The sequence below is a fragment of the Okeania sp. SIO1H4 genome (genome assembly GCF_010672695.1).
GTDB lineage: Bacteria > Cyanobacteriota > Cyanobacteriia > Cyanobacteriales > Microcoleaceae > Okeania > Okeania hirsuta.
This window is the reverse complement of sequence record NZ_JAAHGB010000048.1, coordinates 13,548-40,035: the sequence shown is the minus strand read 5'-3', so window position 1 is coordinate 40,035 and position 26,488 is coordinate 13,548. Positions and strand designations below refer to the sequence as shown.

General features: G+C 37.1%; 23 protein-coding genes and 1 pseudogene. 11 read left to right on the top strand and 13 right to left on the bottom strand.

Annotation, left to right across the window (positions count from 1 at the left end):
• Positions 1–486: 486 nt before the first annotated feature.
• Together F6K06_RS24110 and F6K06_RS24105 are read left to right on the top strand one after the other, a co-directional pair.
• Entirely contained in the window at positions 487–2,259 is a 1,773-nt protein-coding gene (locus tag F6K06_RS24110; protein WP_287243203.1) for an alpha/beta hydrolase, read from the top strand.
• Positions 2,260–2,639: 380 nt separating this feature from the next.
• Complete coding sequence (locus F6K06_RS24105; RefSeq protein WP_124143886.1) at positions 2,640–3,404, top strand: Uma2 family endonuclease; 765 nt, start codon at positions 2,640–2,642, stop codon at positions 3,402–3,404.
• A gap of 235 nt (positions 3,405–3,639) precedes the next feature.
• Here F6K06_RS24105 and F6K06_RS24100 read toward each other — a convergent pair whose 3' ends face one another.
• Entirely contained in the window at positions 3,640–3,774 is a 135-nt protein-coding gene (locus F6K06_RS24100) for a hypothetical protein (RefSeq protein WP_275670293.1), read from the bottom strand.
• A 94-nt stretch (positions 3,775–3,868) separates the two neighbouring features.
• Here F6K06_RS24100 and F6K06_RS24095 point away from each other — a divergent pair, with 94 nt between their 5' ends.
• Positions 3,869–6,643 carry a TIGR02921 family PEP-CTERM protein gene (locus F6K06_RS24095; RefSeq protein WP_287243201.1) on the top strand — a complete coding sequence of 925 codons (2,775 nt, stop codon included), beginning with the start codon at positions 3,869–3,871 and terminating at the stop codon, positions 6,641–6,643.
• Between the two features lie 745 nt (positions 6,644–7,388).
• Positions 7,389–7,667: a hypothetical protein gene (locus tag F6K06_RS24090; protein WP_287243199.1), complete on the top strand. Its 279-nt coding sequence runs from the start codon at positions 7,389–7,391 to the stop codon at positions 7,665–7,667.
• A 76-nt stretch (positions 7,668–7,743) separates the two neighbouring features.
• On the opposite strand, the gene F6K06_RS34215 is transcribed toward F6K06_RS24090, so the two are convergent.
• The 4 genes from F6K06_RS34215 to F6K06_RS24070 all read right to left on the bottom strand — a co-directional run bounded on the left by F6K06_RS34215 (position 7,744) and on the right by F6K06_RS24070 (position 8,838).
• Positions 7,744–7,914: a type II toxin-antitoxin system RelE/ParE family toxin gene (locus F6K06_RS34215; protein ID WP_353734896.1), complete on the bottom strand. Its 171-nt coding sequence runs from the start codon at positions 7,912–7,914 to the stop codon at positions 7,744–7,746.
• Positions 7,902–8,249, bottom strand: a complete 348-nt coding sequence (locus F6K06_RS24080; RefSeq protein ID WP_287243197.1) for a hypothetical protein — start codon at positions 8,247–8,249, stop codon at positions 7,902–7,904. The genes F6K06_RS34215 and F6K06_RS24080 overlap by 13 nt, the downstream gene beginning before the upstream one ends.
• A 72-nt stretch (positions 8,250–8,321) precedes the next feature.
• Positions 8,322–8,657, bottom strand: a complete 336-nt coding sequence (locus tag F6K06_RS24075) for a type II toxin-antitoxin system PemK/MazF family toxin (RefSeq protein WP_287243196.1) — start codon at positions 8,655–8,657, stop codon at positions 8,322–8,324.
• The gene (locus F6K06_RS24070) at positions 8,635–8,838 is read right to left on the bottom strand and encodes a hypothetical protein (protein WP_287243194.1); all 204 of its coding nucleotides are present in this window, start codon (positions 8,836–8,838) and stop codon (positions 8,635–8,637) included. The genes F6K06_RS24075 and F6K06_RS24070 overlap by 23 nt, the downstream gene beginning before the upstream one ends.
• A gap of 85 nt (positions 8,839–8,923) precedes the next feature.
• Here F6K06_RS24070 and F6K06_RS24065 point away from each other — a divergent pair.
• Positions 8,924–9,172: pseudogene (locus F6K06_RS24065) on the top strand (PD-(D/E)XK nuclease family transposase); the annotation flags it as partial.
• Positions 9,173–9,302: 130 nt separating this feature from the next.
• Here the strand turns inward: F6K06_RS24065 and F6K06_RS24060 are convergent.
• Positions 9,303–9,440 (bottom strand): hypothetical protein, encoded by a 138-nt coding sequence (locus tag F6K06_RS24060; RefSeq protein ID WP_287243192.1) that lies wholly within the window; start codon positions 9,438–9,440, stop codon positions 9,303–9,305.
• Positions 9,441–9,559: 119 nt separating this feature from the next.
• Here F6K06_RS24060 and F6K06_RS24055 point away from each other — a divergent pair, with 119 nt between their 5' ends.
• From F6K06_RS24055 to cobI, 5 genes are all read left to right on the top strand, one after another.
• Positions 9,560–10,861, top strand: coding sequence for a serine/threonine-protein kinase (locus tag F6K06_RS24055; protein ID WP_287308932.1), 1,302 nt, complete (start codon positions 9,560–9,562; stop codon positions 10,859–10,861).
• A gap of 571 nt (positions 10,862–11,432) precedes the next feature.
• A complete protein-coding gene (locus F6K06_RS24050) occupies positions 11,433–13,067 on the top strand; it encodes a response regulator (protein WP_124146283.1) in 1,635 nt (544 codons plus the stop codon).
• Complete coding sequence (locus tag F6K06_RS24045; protein WP_124146282.1) at positions 13,068–14,216, top strand: hybrid sensor histidine kinase/response regulator; 1,149 nt, start codon at positions 13,068–13,070, stop codon at positions 14,214–14,216.
• A 383-nt stretch (positions 14,217–14,599) separates the two neighbouring features.
• The gene (locus F6K06_RS24040; protein WP_287243185.1) at positions 14,600–15,229 is read left to right on the top strand and encodes a precorrin-8X methylmutase; all 630 of its coding nucleotides are present in this window, start codon (positions 14,600–14,602) and stop codon (positions 15,227–15,229) included.
• Complete coding sequence (gene cobI / locus F6K06_RS24035) at positions 15,226–15,996, top strand: precorrin-2 C(20)-methyltransferase (protein ID WP_124146280.1); 771 nt, start codon at positions 15,226–15,228, stop codon at positions 15,994–15,996. Before F6K06_RS24040 ends, cobI begins: the two co-directional genes overlap by 4 nt.
• A 119-nt stretch (positions 15,997–16,115) precedes the next feature.
• On the opposite strand, the gene F6K06_RS24030 is transcribed toward cobI, so the two are convergent.
• Both F6K06_RS24030 and F6K06_RS24025 read right to left on the bottom strand, forming a co-directional pair.
• Complete coding sequence (locus F6K06_RS24030) at positions 16,116–16,742, bottom strand: response regulator transcription factor (protein ID WP_124146279.1); 627 nt, start codon at positions 16,740–16,742, stop codon at positions 16,116–16,118.
• Positions 16,743–17,573: 831 nt separating this feature from the next.
• Entirely contained in the window at positions 17,574–18,809 is a 1,236-nt protein-coding gene (locus F6K06_RS24025; RefSeq protein WP_287243183.1) for a sensor histidine kinase, read from the bottom strand.
• A gap of 769 nt (positions 18,810–19,578) precedes the next feature.
• Here F6K06_RS24025 and F6K06_RS24020 point away from each other — a divergent pair.
• Complete coding sequence (locus F6K06_RS24020; protein WP_124146277.1) at positions 19,579–19,986, top strand: hypothetical protein; 408 nt, start codon at positions 19,579–19,581, stop codon at positions 19,984–19,986.
• Between the two features lie 277 nt (positions 19,987–20,263).
• On the opposite strand, the gene F6K06_RS24015 is transcribed toward F6K06_RS24020, so the two are convergent.
• From F6K06_RS24015 to F6K06_RS23995, 5 genes are all read right to left on the bottom strand, one after another.
• Positions 20,264–20,494 carry a hypothetical protein gene (locus F6K06_RS24015; protein ID WP_124155422.1) on the bottom strand — a complete coding sequence of 77 codons (231 nt, stop codon included), beginning with the start codon at positions 20,492–20,494 and terminating at the stop codon, positions 20,264–20,266.
• Positions 20,475–22,091: an acyl--CoA ligase family protein gene (locus F6K06_RS24010; protein WP_287243181.1), complete on the bottom strand. Its 1,617-nt coding sequence runs from the start codon at positions 22,089–22,091 to the stop codon at positions 20,475–20,477. Before F6K06_RS24010 ends, F6K06_RS24015 begins: the two co-directional genes overlap by 20 nt.
• A gap of 182 nt (positions 22,092–22,273) precedes the next feature.
• Positions 22,274–23,011: a HEAT repeat domain-containing protein gene (locus tag F6K06_RS24005; RefSeq protein ID WP_124143113.1), complete on the bottom strand. Its 738-nt coding sequence runs from the start codon at positions 23,009–23,011 to the stop codon at positions 22,274–22,276.
• A 720-nt stretch (positions 23,012–23,731) separates the two neighbouring features.
• Complete coding sequence (locus tag F6K06_RS24000) at positions 23,732–24,949, bottom strand: acetate kinase (protein WP_287243177.1); 1,218 nt, start codon at positions 24,947–24,949, stop codon at positions 23,732–23,734.
• 798 nt (positions 24,950–25,747) lie between these two features.
• Positions 25,748–26,302 carry a histidine phosphatase family protein gene (locus F6K06_RS23995; RefSeq protein WP_240038762.1) on the bottom strand — a complete coding sequence of 185 codons (555 nt, stop codon included), beginning with the start codon at positions 26,300–26,302 and terminating at the stop codon, positions 25,748–25,750.
• Positions 26,303–26,488 lie beyond the last annotated feature (186 nt).

Below are 26,488 nucleotides of genomic sequence, written 5' to 3'. Positions count from 1 at the left end.
ATCCCCTATAGCAATCCTAAATCATTTGTGATAATTTTATTGCTTCGGTTTTTCTCTTTCCCAGATCTGGTGTTCCCTATTCCCTATTCCCTAAAATATACAATATCTCACAACTCAAATAAGATTGCTATAGTAAGATAACTGATAGCTTGAAATATTTTTGATGTTCCATATTGTTTTTACCGAATAATTAATAATTAAATAATTCTGGTTTAAAGCTTCCCCTTTTAAGGAAAAAAAGCGGTCGAGGGATGGCGAGGTCTCCTCGCCATATCCAATCGACCAAGAGAAAAGACAATATTCCTTATATTCAATTCCGTAACGGTTTTAATCAGAGGTAATTATCCATTGTCCATTAATGAATTGCTATCTTTTTTCCCCTAAAAAAAAAGTCTATTTGCTGATTTCAATCATCAACTAATTGTTGATAAAACCACAAAAATAGGGAACAATAATTCTTATAAGCTGAAATTGAGGCCAATATTTATGAATGGGCATCGTTATAGATTTTTACTAAGTTTACTATTGTTAGGAATGGGCTTAATATTATCAATTATATTTAATCCTACTATCGGTATTGAAGTAAAATCTATCAATATTGAAATAGACTCTCAACGAAATTTAGTCAGTCGTATCTATACCCCCACTACAGCAAAACCTCATCCAGTAATATTGTTGTGTCATGGTGTCAACAATAGCAAAGAAATGATGACACCCTTGGCAGTAGAGTTGGCAAGACATGGAATAGCAGCGATCGCTTTTGACTTTGGCGGTTATGGCGAGTCTTATCCACTGAAAAATAGAGAAAAGTCTATAGAAAACTTAGACAAAAACACCAAAGCAGATGCTAAAGCAGTTCTCGCATATATTCGCGATCGCCCAGAAATTTTTGACCGAGAGCGCATTGGTATTCTTGGTCATTCTATGGGTGGTGCAACAGCATTAAAGTTAGGGCAAACAGAAGAACTATTGCGCTCGACAATTCTTTTAGGTATTAGTGGCACTGCTACTCCTACCACTCCTCGAAATCTATTTTTGGGCGCTGGTGTATACGAGCAAATTAACCCTCCTGAAGATTTACGAATTATGTTGCAGCAAGCAACGGGTAGCAAAAATCCTGTTTGCATCAATAATGGTAATAATATTTGCGGTAGTTTCAGTAATGGTACTGCTCGACTGTTAATAATTTCTGGCACTGCCGACCATATCATCCCCACCTACGACCCACATTTAATGACGAAAGCGATCGAGTGGGCACAACATAGTTTAGATGTTAATTCTACTAAGGAGGTAAAATTAGCTGCACCGGGTTTAATAATTTCTATGTTATTAACATTTGCAGGTGGTATTGCTTCTGGTGTTTGTGTATTACTTCGACCCGATGAAAAAATCAGAATGCAGACTACAGAAACGAGAGGAGAAAGTTTGGTAGAAGAGATATATTTTCGTCAGATAAAAAAGGCAGCAACATTAAAAGTGCAGTTATTATGGCGACGTTGCGTTACCTGGTTATTGGCAATACAAATGACAGTTATTTGGTTGATGGCAATAAGAAGTCTGGCACCGACCAGAAGCGCGAGTAATATGCTGGTGTTTTGTTATGTTTTGCAACTATGTAGTAATTATGCTTTACGTCGTTCTGACAAATTGACTTCTATTTTGCGAGTTGTCTGTTTATATGTTTTGCTTTTGATGGGGGCGTTTTTATTGCCGACATTATTATGTGGAGTCACTGAAATTTTAACTACACCAAATTATCTGGTGAGTTTACCTCAATTTTTGCTCCAGTGGCCGTTTTTTGCTTTCTACAATTACACCATAGCAGCTAAACTAATTTTGATTCCTACTTATACTTTAGAGTTACAGGTTAGTTGGTTGTTTATATTATTAGTGTTGTTAGAGTTGATGTGGTCTGGGATAACTTTGCTAATAGTGGAACAAATTTTAGTGGGGGGTGTGAAATGGTTACGTCGTCCGTTTGTTTTCACTGGAGTGAGTAATATTTCCCAGAAACAAATTGGTTTATTAGGGTTATTATTGTTGGCTTTTTTAGGGGTATTGTATCAGCGAGTGAGCGACGGTTTATTGGTGCTGGTAATGAGTAAGGGAATATTGGTATTACAAATGCTGGGGTTATTTTTATTTTTGCCTATAGGAATTATTGTCGTTACTGTCAGGTCTTCCTGGTTTCAAAATTTAGAGTCTCCAAGGGAACAAGGAAGAGGGAAGAAGGAAGAAGGAAGAAGAGATAAGATATAAAATTAATTTTTCCGAAATTTATTAATAGTTTGATGTAGTTCAAGTTACCAAAAAAATTATCGGAAATAAAGAAGAGTCTAATGATTTAATTGATGCCAAATTTCGCCAATATTTTTACAATCAAAAACAGACTATGGAACAACGATATTGATTGATTTATGGAAAGCAAAAAAAATGATTATTTCAAAATATCTATATATCTTCATTGTTCCTGAATTAATTAAACACATAGCGTTTATCGTAAACTAAAAGCAATAGCTGATAGCTGATAGCTGACGGCTGTTTGCGCAGCATTCCGAAGGAAATGCTTACAATTTTGTATCTCACGCTTCTTGAGAATTGCTATACTAAAAATACTGAGGCGCGTGAGGAAATAAAATATGACAATACAACTTCCCTTGTCCCAAACTAACTCAGAAATAGTTTATCCAGATAGTGATTGCCAGCCTATGGCAGATAATACAATTCAATTTCGTTGGATTACAATTATTCATTACAATTTAGCTTGGTTATTTGCAGATAATGCTGAAGTTTTTGTGGCAGGAGATTTACTTTGGTATCCGGTAGAAGGGAATAATAAATTACGACAAGCGCCAGATGTAATGGTGGTTTTTGGAGTACCGAAAGGAGACCGAGGTTCTTATCAGCAATGGAAAGAAAATAATATTGCTCCACAAGTAGTATTTGAGATTCTTTCTCCAGGAAAGACACCTAAAGAAATGGAGTGTAAATTATTATTTTATGACCGCTATGGAGTAGAAGAATATTATGTTTATGACCCGCAAAAAAATAGTTTAACGGGATGGTTACGTTCAGAACTTTTTCTGGAAATAATTGATGAAATGAATGGTTTTGTTTCTCCTAGATTAGGAATTAAGTTTGAGTTAACAGCAGAAACGCTAATTTTGTATCGTCCTGATGAACAAGCATTTACAGATTATATGGAAGTTCAGCAACAATTGGAGGCAACAGAAAACCGTGCTTTAGAAGCAGAAAATCGTGCTTTAGAGGCAGAAAGTCGTGCCACTGTTGCTGAAGAAGAACTTCAACAGGAACGCCAAGAGAGGGAAATTGTTCAAGAGCGCGCCAAACGCTTAGAACAATTATTACGAGAAGCGGGGATAGATCCAGAAAGTAATGGTTGAAGAAGGAGACAGGAGACAGGAGACAGGAGACAGGAGACAGGAGACAGGAGACAGGAGGAAAATTACATGGGGATTCTAACCCCAAGTAATTTTGAACACCGTGTAGACGGTGGGGTATTAAACCCACAAAGAAAATGATAATTCAACAATTAATAATGAATAATTAATAATTAATCATCATTAATTACCTTTTCCTTTCAAGAATAGGATTGACTCAAAGGAAAATTTTTCTTTATCATTTTCTTTGTGGGTTTAATACCCCACCGTCTACACGGTGTTCAAAATTACTTGGGGTTAGAATCCCCATGTAATTTTCCTCCTGTCTCCTGTCTCCTGTCTCCTGTCTCCTGTCTCCTGTCTCCTTCTTCAATATCCCCTTAAAATGGGAGGCTTTAAACCACAATTTTCGGTTAATTTTTTAGAGAAAATAAGCGATCGCTAAATAATTTTTAGGAGTAAATTTTATGAAAATTAAAAATTTTCTGAATCTGACTTTTTACAGTATCTTTTGGATCTGGAATGTGACATTTTTAGGAGCTGTATATTTCTGGATTTTGCCAACTATTGGATGGTCTTTAATTGAAGATACTTTATCTGGCTTAATTCCCAGTCAATTTTTAATTACTTTCATTGGAATAGTAGCAATTCCCACTATTTTTACTATCATTGGTGGATGGTATTTTCGCAAACAACCTCTGCAATTATTCCGTTTATTTTATGGAGTTGAAGCTCCTTTATTTTTACTCTGTTTATTACGTTTTTTTGTACTGCGAGAACTTACTCAAGCTAGTACTTTAATTTTAGCCACAATCTTCATTAGCATTATCGCTTTTGCTCTGGAAATGTTATATGGTTATGCTAATCGAAATAAGTTAGTATCGTGGCTACAAATGTTTGCCCACAGCCTGATGTTATTAACTGGTTTATATGTGGGAGTATTACTACTATTTTATGCCGTGCCAGTATCTGTAATGTTAGTACGAGAATTTTTCTCATTTTACTGGCTTCAAGGAATTATTTCTGAGTTAACTTATTCTCCTGGCTATGTATTTACATTGCTCTTATTTTTATTTGTCTTGGCTTTAACAACAACTTTATTTGTGTTTATGCCCTCAGCATTAGCCAGTTTATACGTTAATTCTGGACAAAGAATACTCAGAACATTTGCTAATCAACATGGTCATCAACGTACATTTCAGGGAATTATTGCGGTCATAACTGCTTGGATGATTCTATTTGTTTCATTTCAACAACAACCCCAAGTTGTAGCTTTTCAAATGTTAGATTTACCAGTCAGAAATGAAAGCGATCGCCAAGAACTTTTAGCTAATTCTAATTTAATTAAAGATGGATTAGTTAATGCCTATTTATCCTCATATCGTTATCTAAGTACGGCTGCCAGAAGTAACCAAATTCGGATCATGTACAGAAGCACATTTGGTTTGCCAGAATCAATTAATCAAACATTACAAGATTACTTCAATAATCTGATGTCACCCTTCTTATATAAAGGTGACGATAAAGACAAACAAAAAGCAGCCAAACTCTACAGTGATTTTTTCGATACACCGATTCAAAAAGCAGAACAAAAAGCAATTATTAATGCTATTCAATCGACAGCAAATCTAGATGAAGTGAAAGCTGGATTATTAAATATTGGGGAACAAAAAGTCTGGCTGAAAAACCAAGAAATTACAGTAAAAGAAAATAGAGATTGGGCAGATATAGAATTATATGAAATTTATGAAAATCAAACCTTTGAACCTCAAGAAATTCTCTATTATTTTACCCTCCCAGAAAGTGCAGTTATTACAGGTATTTGGTTAGGCGATACTGACAACCGCGCCCAACGTTTTCCTTTCAAAGTTTCGCCCCGTGGTGCAGCACAAAAAGTCTATAATTCTCAAGTCCGAAGAGAACGTCCGGTCGATCCTGCTCTCCTAGAAAAAGTCGGGCCTCGGCAATATCGTTTACGAGCATTTCCAGTACCAGCAAAGTTGTCAGTAAGGGAACGAAAAACTAACCCAGACCGACCAACACAAATGCACTTGTGGTTAACCTATCAAGTAATGGCAAAAGATAATAGTTTTGCTTTACCGAAGTTGAGAGAAAAACGTAATATCTATTGGAATAAAAACACCAAACGAATTTACAATACCAAGTCTGTCAGAGGCGATCGAGAAGCATGGTTGCCATCTAGTCTGACCGCAGTTACTCAAACGACTGCACAACAACATCAGATAAATTTTGCCAATGGATATCAAATTTCTGCTCAACCTTTAGTAACGCGAGAAAGATTTTTACCAGAAAGTGAACGGTTTGCAGTGGTTGTGGATACTTCCTACAGCATGAGAGCTAAAACCAAAGAACTAAAACAGAATATTGACTGGTTAGTGGCAAATGGTTTGGGAGACCTGAGTTTCAGTAACGGTGATGCAGATATATATTTGACTAATGTCGGTTTTCCACCAGAAAGGATAGATGATATTAGTCAGTTTGATGCTGAGAAAGTTACATTTTTCGGTACGCTCCAATATAAGGAAATGCTCGAACAATTTCTCCAGTTACGAGGGGATACTCGCTACAATGGATTGATATTGGTGACTGATGAGGGTAGTTATGAACTCTCGGATGATACTCAAGAAATGCCCAACTTATCTACTCCTTTGTGGATGTTGCATTTGGGAGCGATGCCACCTGCTTATGATGATGCCACATTAAAATTGATGCAAAAAAGTGGGGGTGGTGTGGCGACACAACTTACCGAGGTATTCCAGCAAGTTACCGCAAAATCAAAATTAGGAAAATCTGTTGTAAGTGTGGCAGATGGGTATGCTTGGTTTATGGAGAAAAAATCTGGTGGGGAAATAATAGAGGATAATTTTGCTCCTCTGGCAGCTCAAAAGTTAGTTTTGGGGTTGAGTAAAAAAATGAACTTGGAGACTCTGGAGGAGTTGGATGCTATTCACGCGATCGCCAAGACCTATAAAATTGTTACGCCTTATTCTTCAATGATAGTTTTAGTCAATGATGAACAACGGGAAGCTCTCAAACGTGCAGAAGCAGCAGCAGACCGTTTTAACCGCAAAGTTGAAGATGGCAAGGAGCAGTTAACTGACCCGAATAACCCATTAGATGCAGCAAGTGTACCCGAACCTGGTATGGTATTGGGAATGGTGGCAATGGGAATAGGGTTATGGGTAAGTCAAAACAAGTCAAAAGTCAAAAGTAATTTCTGACAACTGATAGCTATAGCCATTCTAAAATAGGTTGTAAAATTTTATCGTAGGGGTTTGGTCTCCAAACCCAAGGGATAACAATTCTAAATTCAAAATTCAAAATTTTAGGGTGCGTTTTGCTCTCGCATAACTCCGTTTTGCTAGCGCAAAGCTTCGCTAACGGCTGTCGCCGACATGAAAAACGCTGCGCGACATGAAAATACGGCTTAAATCTAGACAATGAAAGGGATATAGCAATCCGTCGTAACGCACAATTTTAGATATAATCAATCCACTACCAGTCTAAGTCTAGTAGGGTGTGTTTTGCTGCGCAACATGAAAAGCGTTCTGCTGGCGCAAAGCCTTGCTAACGGCTAAGAGCCGACATGAATCGCAGCATTCCGTTTGCAAAGTCACAATCAGATAATTAAAAGGGAAAGAAGAGATGGATAGCCCAATGGCATCCCGAAGCAGAAAGCAAGGGTTGTCTGCGCGACTCCTTCTCCAACCCTTCCGAACTCAACCTTCCGAAGGCAACTTCTAACCCAAATCAACCAACGGCGAGCGTATTCCTCAATGCGACTCGCCGTTGCATTTTGCTCATAAAGCCGACGAACACGCTCCATATACCCTTTACCCTAACTACCGCCACCTCCAACCCCCGTGGCGAAAACAGATAGCCTAGAAAATCGAATCCCTTCGCCACCCCTCCGATCAAGATTTTGTCCGGGTGCCATAAGGCTCATCTAGTTGACTATAAAAGTAAATGGTCATCAATTATTCTCCAGCAGACGAAAGTGTAAAATCCCCCATTGCATATATTATTACTCGTGCTTTAGAAAAAGCAGTATTTGTAGGTTGGGTTGAGGTAACGAAACCCAACTCGTTGATGTGTTGGGTTTCACTGTCATTCTACCAAACCTACTTTCATCAAGCTGAACACATCCCAAAAGCGATCGCTCCCCAACCAAACTATCCATTAAGCAACCCAAACCACCAAACTAGCGAGGTCTATTTTCTCGTCCGTGGTAAACGCGCAAAATAACAACATCATCTTCAAGAATAGTGTAATGAATCAGATAACCGTATTTACCAAAAGAAACCAAAAGCTTGCGCAACCCTCAAACCTCACCTATAGGCGTACCACGGCGGGGATTTTCCTCCAAACTTTCCCCAGCAGAAACAATTTCTCGTACTGCCTTTGCAGCAGCATCAGCATTGTTTGTCTTCAGAAATTCATAATGACGGTTGAGGTCTTCAACAGCTCTGTCTGTCCAAACTATCTCGGGCATGGTTTTTCTGCATCAGTCCCTAAACTATCAGCCCATTCGCGCACCCGACTATGGGCAAATGAAACCCCTTGACGACGATAATCCTCAAGAGCTAATTTACTTTGCTGAACCATTTCTTCTTCCGTCAAAGATATAAAATTTAACGTTGAATCTATCTCTCCGTAATCTAGTAATTCTTCTGTTTTTTGATAGGATTCATTTATCAGTAATTCCTCAAAATATTCTAAATTACCAGATGAATTTACTAGCCATTTTCGGAGCAGATTTTTAACTTGCTCTCCCGATAGTAGCTCCAGGCGTTCTAATATTTTCTGTCTGAGATTATTTGCTGTCATAACTTTATAATGGATAATTGATAATGGATAATGAAATAGTAAAAAGCAGATGAATAATTAAAACTAATTTACTCATTCAATTAGTCCCAACCAACCTCGCAATGACTGCTCCAAACATTCTGCATCCTCATCAGATAGTTTGCCGATCGCCTGAATAATCAAGCTTTCATGGATTGTATATAAACCACGCTTCACCACTGTAGGAACATTTAATCCTGCTGCCGACCAACCAGAAAGCAAAAACTCCCCATCAAGTAAGGATTCTGTCTTGCTCGTTAGAGGCACAATCAAAATATCTTGAGATGGATGTGGAGCATTAACCACAACTGCTGGCCTTACCTTTGAACTAGACAAATCTGAAAAAGGATAGCGAACCAGAATAATATCATTTTTTGAGCAATTCAGCATAAATATCATCCTCAGTGTTATCCCAAATTGCATTTAAGGAAATCTGACTTGCTTGAAGCCAAAATTCAGATTCATCACCAGAAATCATAGTTACTAGCACCTGGGTTCCTTCCACCAACTCTGAGGGTTCCAACAATTCGATTTTGCCTTGTTTAACTCTACCCCAAAACGTCTTTAACATTTTTGTTTTAATAATTTCCAGACTAAAATTAAATTATAATCTATAGTCTACCATAAATCATAGGAGTTAGAGAAAATATATAACCATGAAATTTATCAGCCCCAAAACCGACTTTGCCTTTAAAAAAATCTTTGGTTCTATTCACAGTCAAAAAATCCTCATTAGCTTTCTCAATGCCATAGTTTATAACAATCAAAATATTATTCAATCTCTTAAAATAATTAACCCCTATAACCCTGGAGTTACTAACACTACGAAAGAGACTTATGTTGATGTCAAAGCACTTTTATATAATGGTTCTACCGTCGTTATTAAAATGCAAACATTGAAGGTATAAGATTTTGAAAAACCAGAAATTTATAACTTAGCCAAAGCTATTGTTCAATAGTCAGGCTCGGAAACTGACAAGGTAGCGATCGCCTGATTATTTAGTATTGATAATTCATTTAACTATTGTCCAATAGTTAGGCTCGGAAACTGACAAGGTAGCGATCGCCTGATGATTCAGTTTTGATAATTAATTTAACTATTGTACAATAGTTAGGCTCGGAAACTGACAAAGTAGCGATCGCCTGATTATTTAGTATTGATAATTCATTCAACTATTGTCCAATAGTCTTAAGAGCAAACTGGCAAGGTAATGAATTACTTAGGCGTGTCATACCACTTACGCTATTATGACTAGATAGTATTGAGATTACTATCAACTTTTAACTTAATTATGTTAACTCCAGGAAAAATTTTAAAAGAACGTTACCAACTACAAAAACAATTAGGTAACACCGTAGCAGGCCGTAAAACTTGGCTAGCATTTGACTCCCAACTGCAAGAACAAGTAACTCTCAAAATGTTGGCTTATAGCCCCGAACTATTAGGGCAAGAATTAAATTTATTCGAGACAGAAGCCAAAACTTTACAAGCTCTAAATCATCCCCATATCCCTCGTTATCGCGATTATTTTTCCTTAGAAAAGTCAGCAAATTCTGATTTACCTTGGTTTGCATTAGTGCAAGATTATATTCCTGGTTTTTCCCTCCAAGAATTATTAGATAGAGAGAAAAATTTTACAGAAGAGGATGTCAGAAAAATTGCCAAAGAAGTATTAGAAATTCTGATTTATCTCCACGAACTAGAGCCTCCAGTTTTGCATCGAGATATTAAACCTAGTAATTTAATTATGGGTGCAGACCAACAAATTTATTTAGTAGATTTTGGCGCAGTACAATCTCAAGGTAATGCTCAGGGAGTAACTTTTACTATTATTGGAACGAGCGGTTATGCTCCTCTAGAACAATTTTGGGGTAGAGCAGTTCCAGCTTCAGATTTATATGCTTTAGGTGCAACTTTAATTCATTTACTAACAGGAATTTTTCCTGTAGATTTACCGCAAAAAAATTATCAGATTCAATTTACTGACAAAGTTGATATTAATCCTAGCTTCGCCACTTGGATTAGTAAAATCACAGAAATGGATTTAGGAGGTCGCTTTCAAAATGCCCGTGAAGCTTTGACATCTCTCGACTCAAAATCAAAACTTCAACCATTAGTTACACCTCAAAAAAATCCTCTAAACTTTAGTATTATTATTACCGTTAATAAATCTCCAGATATGATAGAAATCTATACTCATGCACCTAGTTTAAGAGAACTAAAAGATTCTGGAATTATTGGTGGAGCGCTTTGTATATTTTTTGGTTTACTGCTAACTAATCCAATTTATGGAATATTATTTTTGATCATTATTTTTGTAGGAATATATATACTCTTTGGAGAAAAAAAATATATTTATATTGACCGTAATAGTTTTCAGGTAGAACGACATTTATTTAATTTTATTTACGGGAAATGCCAGGGAAATACTAGAGATATTTTACAGGTATTATCATCTAAGTTTGAATCTGGTTATCAAGTGACAATTCAATCTCAAATAGATAAATATCAACTAGATCGAGCGATGAACCCAAAAGATAGCACGCGATTAGCTCAGGAAATTAATGAATGGTTGAATCAAAAACCAGATTGAAGAAGGAAGAAGTGGATGGGGATAGTCAAGGACTTGCCACTTCGTGTCTTATAACCCCAACCAATTGTAGGCGTTAGTGAACTTGTAATCCTCTAGATAGGAATTGGCACAGTCTTAAATTTTAAGTAGTATAGTAGTCAGGAAATGGAATACTGAAGCATTTTTATTCTATACCATTCTATATTCACCAACGCCTAGATGCAGGAGATGATGATTTTTTACCCAAACCTGTAAATACCGAGGAGATATTCACTCTACTTACTAACTATCTACAAGTGACTTGGAAATATGAAACAATTAAGTTAGTCTCAACTTCTACTATCACTCAAGATGATACTCTCGAAATAATTGCACCGCCATTAGAGGATTTACAAATTCTATTTGAGTTGGCCTAGGATGGCTTACTGTTCAAGCTAGCAAAAACGGCTGAAAAAATTGGGCAAAAGAGCGATTGCTATCTGCCCTTTACCCAGAAAATTTCACAACTGGCAAAGCAATTTCAAACCGAAGAAATTGAGATATTAATTCAAAAGCACATTAATTCTAAACAGTCTCTAAACTCTCACAAGTCATGAATAAAGAATTAGCAAAACAAATAGGACTCATTTTAATCATTGATGATATACCAGAAAATTTAGATGTCCTCTCAGAAACACTCAGTGTAGTAGGGTATGATGTGGCGATCGCCACCAACGGAAAACGAGCGTTCAAACAACTAGAGCGGAAATTACCAGATTTAATTTTATTAGACATCACAATGCCTGACATAGATGGCTTTGAAATCTGTAAAAAACTCAAATCCCATCATACCACTTGCAATATCCCCATAATTTTTATCACAGCTTTAGCAGATACAAAAAACAAAATTAAAGGTTTTGAGCTAGGAGCAGTAGATTATATTACTAAGCCATTTCAAGAACAAGAAGTCCTTGCCAGAGTTAATACTCATATGCAATTAAGAAGGCTGACTCAAAACTTAGAACAACAAGTCGCCCTAAAAGTCTTTTCATTAGAGCAAGCAAAACAAACTGCCGAAACCGCAAACAGGACTAAGAACCAATTTCTAGCCAACATGAGCCACGAACTGCGCACTCCCCTAAACGCAATCCTCGGCATCACAGAGGGGCTACAAGAGGAGATATTTGGCAGTATTAATGAGCAACAAATGAAAGCTATACAAACTGTTGAGAGTAGTGGAAGGCATCTGTTAGAGCTCATTAACGACATTCTGGATCTCGCCAAAATTGAATCGGGTCAGTTAGAGCTAAACTTTACACTCACTACAGTTTCTTCTCTGTGCCAATCTAGTCTGGCCTTCATCAAACAACTTGCCGAAAAGAAACGCATTCAACTAGAAATGAAACTGCCCCAAAACCTGCCTGAGTTATTCGTGGATGAACGACGCATCCGCCAAGTTTTAATCAACCTACTCAATAATGCTGTCAAATTTACCTCAGATGGGGGATGTATTTCCTTGGAAGTCCAGGTCAATCGCCAGCAGTTCGACTCAAAGGCCAACAAATTCAAAAAATTCCTACGAATTGCTGTTATTGACACTGGCATTGGCATTGCTCCAGAAAACCTTAAAAAATTATTTCAGCCTTTTGTCCAAATTGATAGTTCCTTGAATCGGCACTACCAAGGGACAGGTTTAGGGCTTGCTTTAGTGAAACGTATTGTTGAGCATCACGGCGGGCAAGTGGGTGTCACCAGTGAGATAGGGGTTGGTAGTTGCTTCACCATCGACCTTCCTTACACTTTGACAATAGACACCTCCAACGAATTGGAAGTGCAGCCTGAACCTAGCATTGAACTAACTCAGCCTCAAGAGCAAATATCACCATTAATTATGCTGGCAGAAGATAACAAAGTAAATATTAGTACAGTTTCAAGCTATCTGAGAGCTAAAGGCTATCGAATTCTGCTGGCTAGGAATGGAGAGGAAGCAATTACCCTCGCTCGGTCGGAAAACCCCGATCTGATTCTGATGGACATTTCAATGCCAAAGATAGATGGCCTCCAGGCCATAGAGCAGATTCGTAGTATTCCTAACTTGGTCGATGTGCCGATAGTGGCACTGACTGCTCTAGCGATGGTGGGCGATCGAGAACGTTGTCTGGCGGCTGGAGCTAGTGATTACTTGAGCAAACCTGTTAAACTAAAACAATTGGCAACCACAATTCAAAAACTTTTAAACACAAAATAAATGCATTTACCTTCTATTTTAGTGATTGATGATGAGCCTAATAATTTTGATGTGATTGAAGCTCTTTTGAGCGACCAAGACTATGAGTTGTATTATGCTGCCAGTGGTGAAGAGGGGATCGCCAACCTAGAAACCTACAACCCAGACCTGATTTTACTTGATGTAATGATGCCGGGAATTGATGGTATTGAAGTTTGTCGGCAAATTAAAGCTATGTCAGCATGGCAAGCTGTTCCCATTATTATGGTCACGGCATTAAGCGCAAAGTCAGATTTGGCAAATTGTCTAAATGCTGGCGCTGACGATTTTATCAGTAAACCCGTTAATACCATTGAGCTGAGGGCGAGAGTTAGCTCCATGCTACGAATTAAGCACCAGTATGATAACTTACAAACTATGCTCAAATTACGAGAAGATATGGTAAAAATGGTCGTTCACGATTTACGAAATCCTTTGACTATTATTTTGTTTGGTTTAGAACTCTTGAAAAATCCTAATTATCCTCAAGATCAGCAAAATATTAAACTAAATCAAGTTTATTCGTCAGCACAAACATTACAAGTATTAATTGATGATTTATTAAATATGGCTTTACTGGAATCTGGTCAAATTCGTCTCAACCGGACACAGGTAAAACTATGTAGTTTGATCGAGTCTGCTATTTCAAACTTTGAAGCGGTCGCCGAGCAAAAAAATCAGTCCCTAGTTAGTCAACTCCCAGAAGCTATCTGTAAAAAAGTTACTATTGATGTCACTCTGTATCATAGAGTTTTGGATAACCTGATCTCAAATGCTATTAAGTTTTCTCCACATAAGAGTAAAATTATCGTGAGTTTAGAATTGCTCAATTCTGGAGATTGCAGAATTCAGGTGATCGACTCGGGTCCGGGCGTTCCAGAACAATTGCAACAAAAGATTTTTGAGAAATACGAGGTTGGAACTATGATGTCTGGTGTTTCCCAAATAGGATTGGGTTTAGCCTTTTGCAAAATGGTTGTTGAGGCCCATGGAGACAAAATTTGTGTTATAAGCAACCAACCGCAAGGAGCCATCTTTGAAATCATTCTAAAGTCTAATGAAAAAACAGTAGGTAATGAAGAAGAAAATGAAATATATCCGGTCTCTTTCTCCTCGGTGGAAAATACTTGACATTTTATCGATCGGTAATTATCCTAACTAAATATAATACTATTTTCAGATGGTCAGTTATGGTTAATACCATATAAAGAAAAAAAAAGAATGTTACGAATAATTTGGATGATTAAAAGACACATGCAGGAGATGTCCCTTTGATTAAAAAGATAAGTTTCAACCTAAAAAATGATATCGAAGCCATTTATCCTGACTCCTAACTTTCCCTCCCAGGAGGGGTTAGGGGTGGGTTGACTCCTAAAAAATAGCCTACCTATTTGTAGCAAATATTTATCAAACTGGTATAAGATTTTGAAATCAAGTTCTGCCAAACTGTTATTTCATAAAGCAATGAATTTATTTGAACTATTACCAATTACCAATTACCGAATTTCCCCAAAATGATTGATTATATTCGCAACGGCGAAGAAATTTACCGCAAATCTTTTGCTATGATTCGCTCCGAAGTTAACCTAGAAAAATTTCCTCAGGATTTAGCTCATGTTGCAGTTAGATTGATTCATGCCTGCGGTATGACAAATATTGTAGAAGACTTAGTTGCTTCAGAAGATGCAGTGCAAGTAGGACGTGCCGCATTAATTAATGGTGCGTCAATTCTGTGTGATTCTCAAATGGTAGCTAATGGAATTATCCGTCATCGGTTGCCAGCTAATAATGAAGTTATTTGTACTCTTAATCATCCAGAAGTACCTAAAATGGCTCGACGAATTAACAATACTCGCTCTGCAACAGCAATAGAATTATGGAAATCTCTGAGCAAGAATTCTGTTATCGCCATTGGTAATGCACCAACAGCACTGTTTCACTTACTAGAAATGCTGGATGAGGGTATGGCAAAACCTGCTCTAATTTTAGGCTTTCCTGTGGGATTTGTGGGTGCAGCGGAATCAAAAGCTGAACTGGTAGCAAATAGTCGAGGAATTCCATTTATTACTCTCCATGGAAGACGTGGAGGGAGTGCGATCGCTGCTTCGGCAGTGAATGCTTTGGCAAAGGAGAGCGATTTATGACAGAATTAGGACGACTGTATGGATTAGGCATTGGACCTGGCGACCCAGAGTTGTTGACCTTGAAAGCACACCGCATTTTGACTACTGTTCCAGTAATTGCTTACCCTATTTCTGAAAATGGTAAAGCTTTAGCACGGGCGATCGTCTCGGACTTTATTCGTCCCGACCAGATAGAAATTTCTATGTCTTTACCGTTTGATGTTAAGCGATCGCCACATCCCTATTATGATATAGCTGCCACCAAGATTGCCGAACACCTAAAAGTAGGGACAGATGTGGCGGTGTTATGTGAAGGGGAACCAATGCTTTATGGCTCATTTATGTATCTTTTCCAGCGACTTTCAAGACAGTTTCCTACTGAAATTGTCCCGGGAATTTCTTCCATAATGGCAAGTGCTGCCATGCTCGGTGTGCCAATTACTTATCGCAATGATGTGTTGAGTATTATCCCCGCTACTTTGGATGAAACTACTTTGAGCGATCGTCTTGCTGTTGTTGATGCGGCGGTTATCATTAAATTAGGGAGGCATTTTACCAAAGTCCGTAGGGTTATCAATCGTTTAGGGTTATTGCATAGGGCACTTTATATTGAAAGGGCGACTCAATCAAATCAGCGAATTGTTGACATTACTGAGGTTAAGCAGGTTGATGTTCCTTATTGGTCTTTGATTTTGATTCCCAGTCAAATGGAGATGGGGAGATGGGGAGATGGGGAGATGGGGAGATGGAGGGATGGGGAGATGGGGAGGTCGAGAAAGATTTGGTAATGGCGTTGAGATGGAACATTTTCTTCTTCCATCCTGTACAGGGGTTAGCGTCAGCTATGCATCAGCAAACGGGCGTTTGCCCCTACTCCCTACTCGCTATTCCCTACTCCCTGTCCAGATCAAATTGAATGGGCAAAAATAGCAGCTTGAGTGCGATCGCGTAAATTTAACCTCCTGAGAATATTAGTAATATGATTTTTTACAGTCTTCTCAGAAATATAGAGAGTTTTGGCTATTTCTCGGTTATTTGCACCAGAAGCAATTAATTTTAAAATTTCTTGTTCTCTTGGTGTTAATTCTTGCCAATTTTGGGGAAGGTTACTAACAGGAATTGCCATTTGAGAAATAGCTTTTTTACCTATGCCAGGTCCTAGTTGTGTATAACCTTTAAATACAGCTTGAATTGCCTGACCTAATTCTTCTGAAGGTGTGTCTTTTAGTAAATATCCTGCTGCTCCATATTTCAATGCTTGAGTGACATATTGATCGTCATCAAATGTAGTTAATATTAATATTTTTACTTCTGGGAAACGCTGACAAATTTCTTTAGTTGCTGCTACTCCATCCATTATTGGCATTCGTACATCCATTAAAATTACATCTGGTTGTAGATTTTCTATTTGATTTATTGCCATTTCTCCATTTTCAGCTTCTCCTATTATTTGCAAATAATTTTCTAATTTTAATAAAGCTTTTAATCCACGTCGGATTAAATTTTCATCATCGACTAATAATACTTTAATCATAGTTTCTACTAATTTTATCTAATACCATTTATCACGCATTCTTGCTACATCTCATTGATAGTAGGGAGTAGGGTTAAAAGACATAAGATATTTTGGTTTAATGCCGATAATCGTATGCAAGCATTGCTGAAGCATTATTATTACTTAATAACTGAAGTCCCATCGGAACTATAGCATTAATGCATGGGAATTGGTATAAGGGAATAGGAAGTCGGGAGCAGAGATAATAGAGAAATTGGTAGTGGTGCATAGTAATGTTAAAGGGAGTAAAGGAGTAGTAGACGTAGGGTGGGTTAGGCGGAAATAATTATGAGTCGCTCCTCAAAATCTTAACTGTCTGCCATAACCCACCGAACATACCAAATATTAAGCCAATACGCTGTCTTAATCTTTGCTGTGCATTTACTCTCTAATATCATGTCCGGTAGAACAGTTATAATTAGGCTCGTAGTTTTGCTCTAGCTCTAAAACTAAGTATTGTAAGGGCTAAAGTCCTACTACAAACAAAAACTTTATTATAAGTGATTATCCGAAAACGATATAACATCTGAGTTTAATACCCTAAACTTCACTGGTGATGTCTACAATTGCTTAGGGTTTGTAGAGGAATAACAGCAAATTTTTAGTATCCTCATCCACTTTTCCCTTTTTATTTCTTCTTGCTTTTTCAACGTTATTTATCCACACATAAAAATGAAAATATACCTTGATATCAGGTCTCATTAATTAGACATAAATATTAATGATATTTATCAATTATCTTGAGAATCTATCAAATTTATCCCTACTCCCGAATAAATGTTATTTGTGGGTATTTAAAGAGACATGATATTAATTTATATTAACTAAGGGAAAATTAGCAATTATTTTACATCCTGTATTAGGAGAGGTAAGAATCTCGAATTTACCTCCTAATGCTAAGGCACGTTCTTGCATTCCCTGTAAACCAAAACCAGTAGTATTTTGGTTTAAATTAAATCCTTTGCCATTATCTTGAATGATTAAATGTAAATTTTTTGTGGTAAAAATATTAATTTCTACTGTGGTTGCTTCAGCATATTTATAAATATTAGTTAATGCTTCTTGCACTATACGATAAATAGCAATTTTCAGTTCATTATCGGGAGAATAATTGATATTTATATTGCTTGCGGGTAAAATACCAGTAGATTTATGAAAATCTGCTATTAAAGTAGCGATCGCTGATTCTAAAGATTGATTTTCCCACCAGTTAGACCTTAGAGTTGCTACTGACTGACGCACTTCATTTAATGCTTTTGAACCTAGTTGTTTAGCATCTGCTAAAAATTCTATTGATTCTTGTGGTTCTGATTTTCTCAGCTTCCAAGCTGCTTCTAAACTAACATTTAAAACTGTTAAATAATGCCCTAGAGAATCGTGAATTTCTCTGGCAATCCGATTTCGTTCTTCTAAAGCAGCAATATTTTCTATTTTTAGGGCATATTGTCGTAGCTTTTCATTAGCAATTGCTAATTGTTCTCGACTTTTTCGTTCTGACATTATTGCTTTTACTAATAATTGTAAGAAAACTATTACTAATCCAAATAAAATTATTGAACTTAATAGGACTAAGATAAATCTTTCTCTAGCAAATAACGGTAATCTTGTCAGTTTGTGTAATCTTTGAATTTGGATAAATGTGAATAAATAAAAAACAAATATATTAATAATTAAATTTTGTTTTCTTTCAAAAATAAAACAATCTCGAATTACCAGAATTATACATAATATTGGAGATAGACGTAAATTACTCAGGAATGACATTAAAATAATCAAACCAATTTCGACAGTAGTATAAATAATTTTATTTGAGCGGGATTTATTGATAGGTAAAAATAGTCCCATCAGGCTAAATACTAGCAGGAGAAAAAGATTGATCGAGAGTGAATTTGAGACTTCTGTTGTGTGAATATCTCGTATTCTCCGCCGACCACCATAGAGAGGAAATTTTAAAGTTTCACTCATGGCAATAATAATCAGTAAAATCCATTCTAAGTAGAGTAAAAAACGGATTGGATGTTTAGTTATTTTTGGGAAAATATTCATATTTTTATTCCATTAAAACTCCGATAAATTGCAAACTCAATAATGATAATTTACTAAATTTTGAGGCGTTGCTGATTTGATGTATGGAATTCAATTAGTGGTAAATTTTCACCCAAAATAATAGTGGTAATTATACCTATTTCTGACTCTAAAGTCACCGAAAAACTCCTTTCTACCTACTGACTGGTTCTCCTGTGAAATCATCAGCGTAACACACCGAAAATTAAAATCTAGATGGTGCGTTACATTTCATTAATGCACTCTACTGGACTGACACACCTTAAATGGTGCGTTAGATGGGGAGGGTGGGGAGATAAAGACACCTAGAAACAAAAATCTATTGCACAGTTTTAGCTGTGTCAGTCTACTAATGGACTTCTTCCTTCTGCTATATTCCGAAGATAAGGAATTTTATTAAAACCCCAAAATCACTAAAGTTCGAGAAACATTTATAGCAGTTTTCACAAAGGTAGACTACAGAAAAATATAAGTATGTTTGAAGTTTGATAAGTTACAAACTTGATAGCTGTATTCTATGTTAATGAAAACCGCTATAATTATGGCAGTCGAAGCAAAGAGTAGGACATATCAAAAGCTTAAAACTCAAACAAAGTAATATGTTTCCTTCTTCCTTCTTCCTCCTTCCTTCTTCCTTCTTAGGACTAAAGTCCTAGATGAAATTAGGACTTTCAGCTCTGGTTGTTTATGAGCGATTGCCTGTAGGATTAAGACAGTAAACACCTCATACATGGAGTTGTAAATAAATCTAATGAAACGTCAATCTTTCTCTCTATTATTACTTGGCATCGTTGCCACTATTCTATTTGCTAATCCTGTAAAAGTTGATGCCCATCCTAAAAATTTGAATCTAACTCCTGAACAAAAAACTCAGTGGGAGGAAATTCGAGCGCAAAGCAAAGCTCAAATGCAAAATATTCTGACTCCCGAACAGCAGCAACAGCTTCAAACTTTAACTTCACAAGGTCAACGCCCCCGCAGAGCAATGAAACAGTTAAATCTCTCTGAAGAGCAAAAAACTCAGATGCGCGAAATTATGCAGTCATCCCGCCAGCAAATGGCGAATATTTTAACTGAAGAACAACGAGAGCAGTTTCGTCAACAGATGCAAAGACGGGGTCGGAGGAGTCAGGAGTCAGGAGTGGGGAGTCAGAAGTAATATCATGTCCGGTTGAATAGTTATTAGAGTTGTTGGGAGTAGGTGAGCAGAGGAGTAGGAGAGATTAACATAAGCTAGTGCTGCTACGCGGAAGTTAAAAGTCAAAAGTCAAAAGTCAATCATTTTTCATTTGTAATTGTTTTAGGATTTTGTAACTGGTCAGTTATTTCCGCCATCCTGCACTAGAATTGTAACAGTCACTTACAAACTTTGGTGTAAAAATCTATTCCCTGTTCCCTGTTCCCTATTCCCTGTTCCCTACGCGGAAGTTAAAAGTCTATATCTTTTTCAACAGATGCTGAAAATAAGGGCGTTGGTGAAAAGAGGTATGATGTCTTGTCCGGATAAGAGCGCAAACAAAAAACTTTCTCCCTCTACTACTCTTTCTTCTTCTTTCTTTCCTTCTGACTCCTGACTCCTGACTCCTGACTCCTAAATAATTAAGATTAATATCATACCCTAATTTACCAACGCCAAAATAAGTTGTCTCAGTGAATCCTTTTTTCATAACCAACCCACTCTTTCTCTCGCAACAAATATTTCTGAACCTTACCTGTAGCAGTCTTTGGCAACTCTATAAACTCAACCGCTTTCGGTACCTTAAACTGTGCCAAATTCTGGCGACAAAAATCAATAATTTCTGCTCCTGTCACACTTTCATCAGGTTTCAAAGTCACAAAAGCTTTCGGCACCTCACCTCGTTTCTCATCCGGGATAGCAATAACCGCCACTTCCAAAACTGCTGGATGTTTATAAATAACTCTCTCCACCTCAATAGTAGAAATATTCGTGCCACTACTAATAATAATATCCTTGGCGCGATCGCGTAATTCCATATAACCATCAGGATACATCACGGCCAAATCTCCACTATGAAACCAACCCCCGCGAAACGCCAATTCAGTGGCCTCCGGATCGTTAAAATATCCCTGCATAACATTATTGCCACGCATCACTACTTCTCCCATAGTTTCCCCATCAGCAGGTACATCCTGCATATCTTTGTCTACTACCCGCATTTGAGCAGCATGAATATAAGGCACTCCTTGTCGAGCTTTCAATTTTGCCCTTTCTGCCATTGGTAAATCATCCCAAGGTGCTTGCCATTCACAAACACTATGGGGTCCGTAGGTTTCTGTTAAACCATAAACATGAGTAATATCAATTCCTAACTCTTCCATCGTCTGAATAATAGTGGGGGAAGGTGGCGCTCCAGCAGTGGCAACTCGAAGAGGATGGGAAAGTTGTAATTTTTTGATGGCACGGTCGTTAGCAAGAGCAATTAATATTGTGGGGGAACCGCAGAAGTGAGTCACTCCCTCATCCATAATTAACGAGACTACTGTATTAGGGAAAAATTTCCGCATACAAATATGAGTACCACCCACAGCAATGACTCCCCAGGTAAAACACCAACCGTTACAGTGAAACATGGGTAACGTCCACAAATAGATACTGTTATTATTCATGCCTAGTTCTAATGCTTCGCCCAAAGCATTGAGATAAGCACCACGATGAGTATATACCACTCCTTTGGGTTGACCACTGGTGCCACTGGTATAGTTGATCGAAATTGGTTCGTTTTCGTCTGTGAGTGAGGATGATATGGGGTCTGAGCTGCCTGTAGTTAAAAAGGTTTCATAATCTGTTCCTGGTAATTTTTCTCCTTTTGCTTCTATTTGACTGTCTACTATATTAATTATTTCTTCTACACTTTCCAACTCATCCCGCACCGATGCTACCAGGTGAGATAATTCTGTATCGACAAATACCAGACGCGCTCCACAATTATTCAGGATATAGCAAATATCTTTAGCAGCTAATCGAATATTGATAGCGACTAAAACTCCTCCTGCTAGAGGAACGCCAAAATGTGCTTCTAACATTGGTGGAATATTCGGGCAAAGGAAAGCTATGCGATCGCCTTTTTGTAACCCCCAGTTTTTTAAAGCGTTTGCTAGTTGATTAACTCTAGCGGCAAACTGCGCATAAGTCCATCTAGAGGAGCGGTAAACTATGGCATCTTTCTGATGAAATGCTGCGACACTACGTTCTAGAAAACTTTGGGGAGTGAGAAATTGATAAGAAACTTTATGCTTTGACATTAAGGATACTCCTTCGTACTATTGAATAAGTAACACTTCAGTTATTAGTAATTGAAAAAGTCCCAATAACTTTTTTGCTAATTTGAACCTGCGTTAATGTTAATTATTCTGATGTTTAATTCTCCCCCACTCCCCCACTCCCTTACTCAAGATAATCGTTGAAAAGTTTTTGAGAAACGATATTATAATCCTTCCATTGCTAAATCTTCAATAACTTGCAGACCCCTGGGGTCTCCTACTCGTAACAAAGATGATTTAGCATCTTCCCGCACTCCCATATCTTGCTCCTCTTCTAATGCTTCAATTAAGGCATCAATGCCACCTGCATAGACCACATTAGAAGGTAATTCTCGACATAATTGACCAATGGCCCATGCACAATTACTTCTAACTGCTGGCATTGAGTCTCGTCGCAAACCTTCAATTAATGGTGGTATTGCCCCTACTACCACTTCATAACTTACTTTGGCCATCTGACCAAGGGAACTTGCTGCCCATAGACGCACCGCAGAAATATCTGTTCTGAGGACATCAACTAAAGGCTCCAAAGCACGGCGATCGCGACAATTTCCCAAGGCCCAAACCACTCCTTTACGGACATAGCCGTTAAAGTCCTTATTCAATTGTGTAATTAGAGGTTCTACTGCATCTGGGCTAGGATTACGGCCCAAAGCATAAGCAGCACTAACTCGTATTAATGGACAATCATCTTCTAATAATTTAATTAATGGAATAATAGCCCGTTTTTCTTGGAGTTCACAGAAAGCTCGCGCTGCAATCATCCTTTGGGAGGGTTCTGAAGAAGTTAGCAATGGCAACATTTCCTCCGGATCTGGTTTTGGGGGTTCTTCTCCTAAATGATCTAAAGGACTTTCTGCCATTGGCTGAATATTGAGTTGATTGAGGTCTTCATTGTCCATAACTGTAATTTTACCCAAGAATCCTAGTTTCAGGAGAATCTCCGTGCCTGACCGCCGGAGAGTATGTCAATGTACTAATGTACTTTAATTTAGTGACATCGCTATATAGAATAATATATTAATCAGAGTTGACTGTAGATTGAGATAGACAAGTTAATAAATTTCATAATTCTGTGCCACTTCACATAAAATTGGTATTATGTCTAACACCTAATACCAAGCGTGATAAATGTTTGTTACAAATGGTAGGGACGTTGCATGCAATGTCCCTACGAAAGAAGGAAGAGGGAAGACCGAAGTTGGGGTAAATATTGAAAAAAAGGGAAAAAAGATAGAGATAACTATCTCAAATGAACTGGAGCAGCTATTTTTAAGCATATCCGATCAATATCTACCTTTTTGTAGCATTCTTTTTTCACGCTTGGTATAAGACCTACCACCGCGCCACCTAATTCTGTATAGTGGCATGACACAGCTAAAACTGTGGATTAGATTTTTTCCTATAATTCTGTTTATGGCAAGGTTTGACCATTTTTTTCTAATACACCATTTAAGGTGTGTCACGCCAGTAACCTCACATATAAAAGTCGAAGGAAAGGTTAGGACATATCAAAAGCTTAAAACTCAGACAACGGAAGATTTTTCCTTCTTCCTTCTTCCCTCTTCCTTCTGCTATAAAATTGGTATAACTATTTATCAAATTTTTAGTCCAAATATTACCTAAGCTTGATTCATTTTCTGCCAACATTCACAAGCGATCGCCCAATCTTCTTCTGTGTGTACTACCAATATTCGTACTGTTGAATCTGAAGTAGAAATATCGGTATCTATCCCTGGTTTAATATTTTTTTCCTTATCTATTTTTAATCCTAAAAATTCAAAATTTTCACAAGTTTTTTCTCTGACAATTACTGAACGTTCTCCTATTCCAGCAGTAAATACTAAAACGTCCATACCACCAAGAGAAGCGAGCATTTTTCCAATACAACAATGAAGTTGATGAATATAAATATCGAATGCTAATTGGGCACGTTCATCTCCTTCTTGCATCGCTGTGGTTATATAACGCATATCTCCAGATTTTCCAGATATTCCTTTTAACCCTGATTCTTTGTTGAGAATTGTATTGAGTTTTTCCGTATCTAGACCATGTTCTCGCATTAAGTAAATGAGGATTGCCGGGTCAATTGAGCCACTACGAGTTCCCATCATTAATCCTTCTAATGGAGTAAATCCCATGGTAGTATTAATACTAATTCCATTACGAACTGCTGCTAAAGAAGCTCCATTACCTAAATGACAAGTAATTATCCGCAAAGATTCTAGTGGTTTTCCTAATATTTTTGCTGTTTTTTGAACACAATATTTATGACTTGTTCCATGAAATCCATAGCGCCGAATTCCTTTTTCAAACCATTCATAAGGGATGGGATAAACAGCAGCTTTTTTTGGCATTTTACTATGAAATGCTGTATCGAATACTGCTATTTGAGCCACATTTCCTAATGTTTTTTCAATGGCTTCAATTCCTTCTAAATGATTGGGATTATGAGTAGGTGCTAAAGGAATAAGATTTTTGATTGTTGCCTTGACTTTATCTGTAATAAATGTTGCTTCTGAATAATCTGAACCGCCATGAACTACTCGATGACCAACTACATCTATATCGGATAGTTTATCTATAACTTTAGTTTCTCCTTGCCTAAGAGTTTCTAACATTTTAGCAATGCTTTCTAGGCGTTTTTCTGGGTTAAGTTTTATCTCTTTTTCCACTCCATTTGTTGCAATTTCCATCAGACCATAATCATCATTAGCAGTCCAGTCAATTGCTGCTTCCCAAATTGGTTTTGGTGGATTTTCTGGTAATTTTCCCCCAGTAATTTCATACAAGCAACTTTTTTGAGAACTGGAGCCTGCGTTTAAAACTAAAATTTTCATAGTTAATAATTATATCATGTTCGGTTGAATAGTTATTCTTTGAAAGAAGGAAGTCAGAAGGGAGAAGGCAAAAGAAAAAAAAAGGTTCAAAGGGATAAAGTTTTTTATCACTAATTATCCGGGCATGATATTTTTTTTTTTAATTATACTTTTTAGTAATAATATATAAGTAACAATATTAACTGGCAAAAGTCAATTATTTGATCTATATTTTTCCTGGAAAACTTAGAATTAGTTAGAATTAAAAAAGTTGATTTTCACCTATTCTCTATATTTAAATAAATACCTACTTTTTTATAGCAGAAGTAAGAGGGAATTTAGTTATATGAAATACAAAAAATTGTGCAAATATACGAATCTGCCAACCTCCCCATCTGACCATCTCCCCATCAATTTGTGGTAGGAAACATTAACGTATTTCATATTATCTACCAGAGAAGGAAAAATTTAGCGTTTTCTGAGTTTTTAGCTTTTAGTATGTCCTAATTTTTGCTTCGACTGCTACACCAAGAAACACAGAAGAAAGAGAGTAAAAAATCAACTTAAAATTCGATTCTCAAGGATACTCAATTATAGGAAAATTTTGTTTGATGTATAGATCTAGTGAAAAGGTATTCAACTATTCAAAAAACCTAGTTATCTCCTAATTATAAATATCCAATCATCAAAAATAAAATCAATTATCGTACATAAATCATCAATTATTTCCCCTCCTGGGAGGGGGAGGGGCGAGGGGTGGGTTCCCTACTCCCTACTCCCTACTCCCTCTTTTCTGGATATGTCTATTACCAAATTATCTTAAGTACCCTGTAAAGACCGTAATTTTTCGTCAAGATAACAACGGTCTGATAAACAATGTAGCAATGGACCATGATCACCCATTTCTAAAATACTTACTCCACCAACCAACATCGCAATGCGATCGCGATACCTGCCAATATCAATTCCTAATAAATCACAAAGCATAATTCTAATGGTTGCTTTATGAGACACAACTAATACATTACCTGTTTCATGGTTGTCTTGAATTTCTTGAATTACTTGAGAAGAGCGACGAGCAATATCTATACCTTTTTCTCCACCAGTAGGTCCATTCCAACCAGGATCTGTTAACCAACGAACATATTCATCATGGTAGTCGCGATTAACTGTTTCTGGAGTTTCTCCTTCCCATTTTCCGTAAGCAATTTCTTTCAAACCATCCCGTATTTGCATTTCTAATCCTACTGTATTACACAAAGGTTTTGCAGTAGCAATTGTTCTTTTCTTCGGGCTAACATAGGCGGCAGTCCAATTTAATGAGCTATGAGTTTTAGCAAATTGTTCTGCCATTTCTAACCATTCTGGAGTCAATTATGGGTCTAAAATACCACAGTAACCGCCAGTTTTACTGTATGTAGTCTCTCCATGTCGGATAAAATACAACTTCAAACTCATAGACCATATTCCTAATAATTTTTCTTTGATATACTAGCACTTTTACTAATTAAAGATTAAAAGTCAAAAGTTAGATAAATTAAGTAGTTAAAACCTGGTTAA

Bases quoted from the DNA above. Each gene is read 5' to 3' on its own strand.
- F6K06_RS24110 (WP_287243203.1), top strand. From the start codon at position 487: ATGAATGGGCATCGTTATAGATTTTTACTAAGTTTACTATTGTTAGGA.
- F6K06_RS24105 (WP_124143886.1), top strand. From the start codon at position 2,640: ATGACAATACAACTTCCCTTGTCCCAAACTAACTCAGAAATAGTTTAT.
- F6K06_RS24095 (WP_287243201.1), top strand. From the start codon at position 3,869: ATGAAAATTAAAAATTTTCTGAATCTGACTTTTTACAGTATCTTTTGG.
- F6K06_RS24090 (WP_287243199.1), top strand. From the start codon at position 7,389: ATGGTCATCAATTATTCTCCAGCAGACGAAAGTGTAAAATCCCCCATT.
- F6K06_RS34215 (WP_353734896.1), bottom strand. From the start codon at position 7,914: ATGCCCGAGATAGTTTGGACAGACAGAGCTGTTGAAGACCTCAACCGT.
- F6K06_RS24080 (WP_287243197.1), bottom strand. From the start codon at position 8,249: ATGACAGCAAATAATCTCAGACAGAAAATATTAGAACGCCTGGAGCTA.
- F6K06_RS24075 (WP_287243196.1), bottom strand. From the start codon at position 8,657: ATGCTGAATTGCTCAAAAAATGATATTATTCTGGTTCGCTATCCTTTT.
- F6K06_RS24070 (WP_287243194.1), bottom strand. From the start codon at position 8,838: ATGTTAAAGACGTTTTGGGGTAGAGTTAAACAAGGCAAAATCGAATTG.
- F6K06_RS24055 (WP_287308932.1), top strand. From the start codon at position 9,560: ATGTTAACTCCAGGAAAAATTTTAAAAGAACGTTACCAACTACAAAAA.
- F6K06_RS24050 (WP_124146283.1), top strand. From the start codon at position 11,433: ATGAATAAAGAATTAGCAAAACAAATAGGACTCATTTTAATCATTGAT.
- F6K06_RS24045 (WP_124146282.1), top strand. From the start codon at position 13,068: ATGCATTTACCTTCTATTTTAGTGATTGATGATGAGCCTAATAATTTT.
- F6K06_RS24040 (WP_287243185.1), top strand. From the start codon at position 14,600: ATGATTGATTATATTCGCAACGGCGAAGAAATTTACCGCAAATCTTTT.
- cobI (WP_124146280.1), top strand. From the start codon at position 15,226: ATGACAGAATTAGGACGACTGTATGGATTAGGCATTGGACCTGGCGAC.
- F6K06_RS24030 (WP_124146279.1), bottom strand. From the start codon at position 16,742: ATGATTAAAGTATTATTAGTCGATGATGAAAATTTAATCCGACGTGGA.
- F6K06_RS24025 (WP_287243183.1), bottom strand. From the start codon at position 18,809: ATGAATATTTTCCCAAAAATAACTAAACATCCAATCCGTTTTTTACTC.
- F6K06_RS24020 (WP_124146277.1), top strand. From the start codon at position 19,579: ATGAAACGTCAATCTTTCTCTCTATTATTACTTGGCATCGTTGCCACT.
- F6K06_RS24015 (WP_124155422.1), bottom strand. From the start codon at position 20,494: ATGAAAAAAGGATTCACTGAGACAACTTATTTTGGCGTTGGTAAATTA.
- F6K06_RS24010 (WP_287243181.1), bottom strand. From the start codon at position 22,091: ATGTCAAAGCATAAAGTTTCTTATCAATTTCTCACTCCCCAAAGTTTT.
- F6K06_RS24005 (WP_124143113.1), bottom strand. From the start codon at position 23,011: ATGGACAATGAAGACCTCAATCAACTCAATATTCAGCCAATGGCAGAA.
- F6K06_RS24000 (WP_287243177.1), bottom strand. From the start codon at position 24,949: ATGAAAATTTTAGTTTTAAACGCAGGCTCCAGTTCTCAAAAAAGTTGC.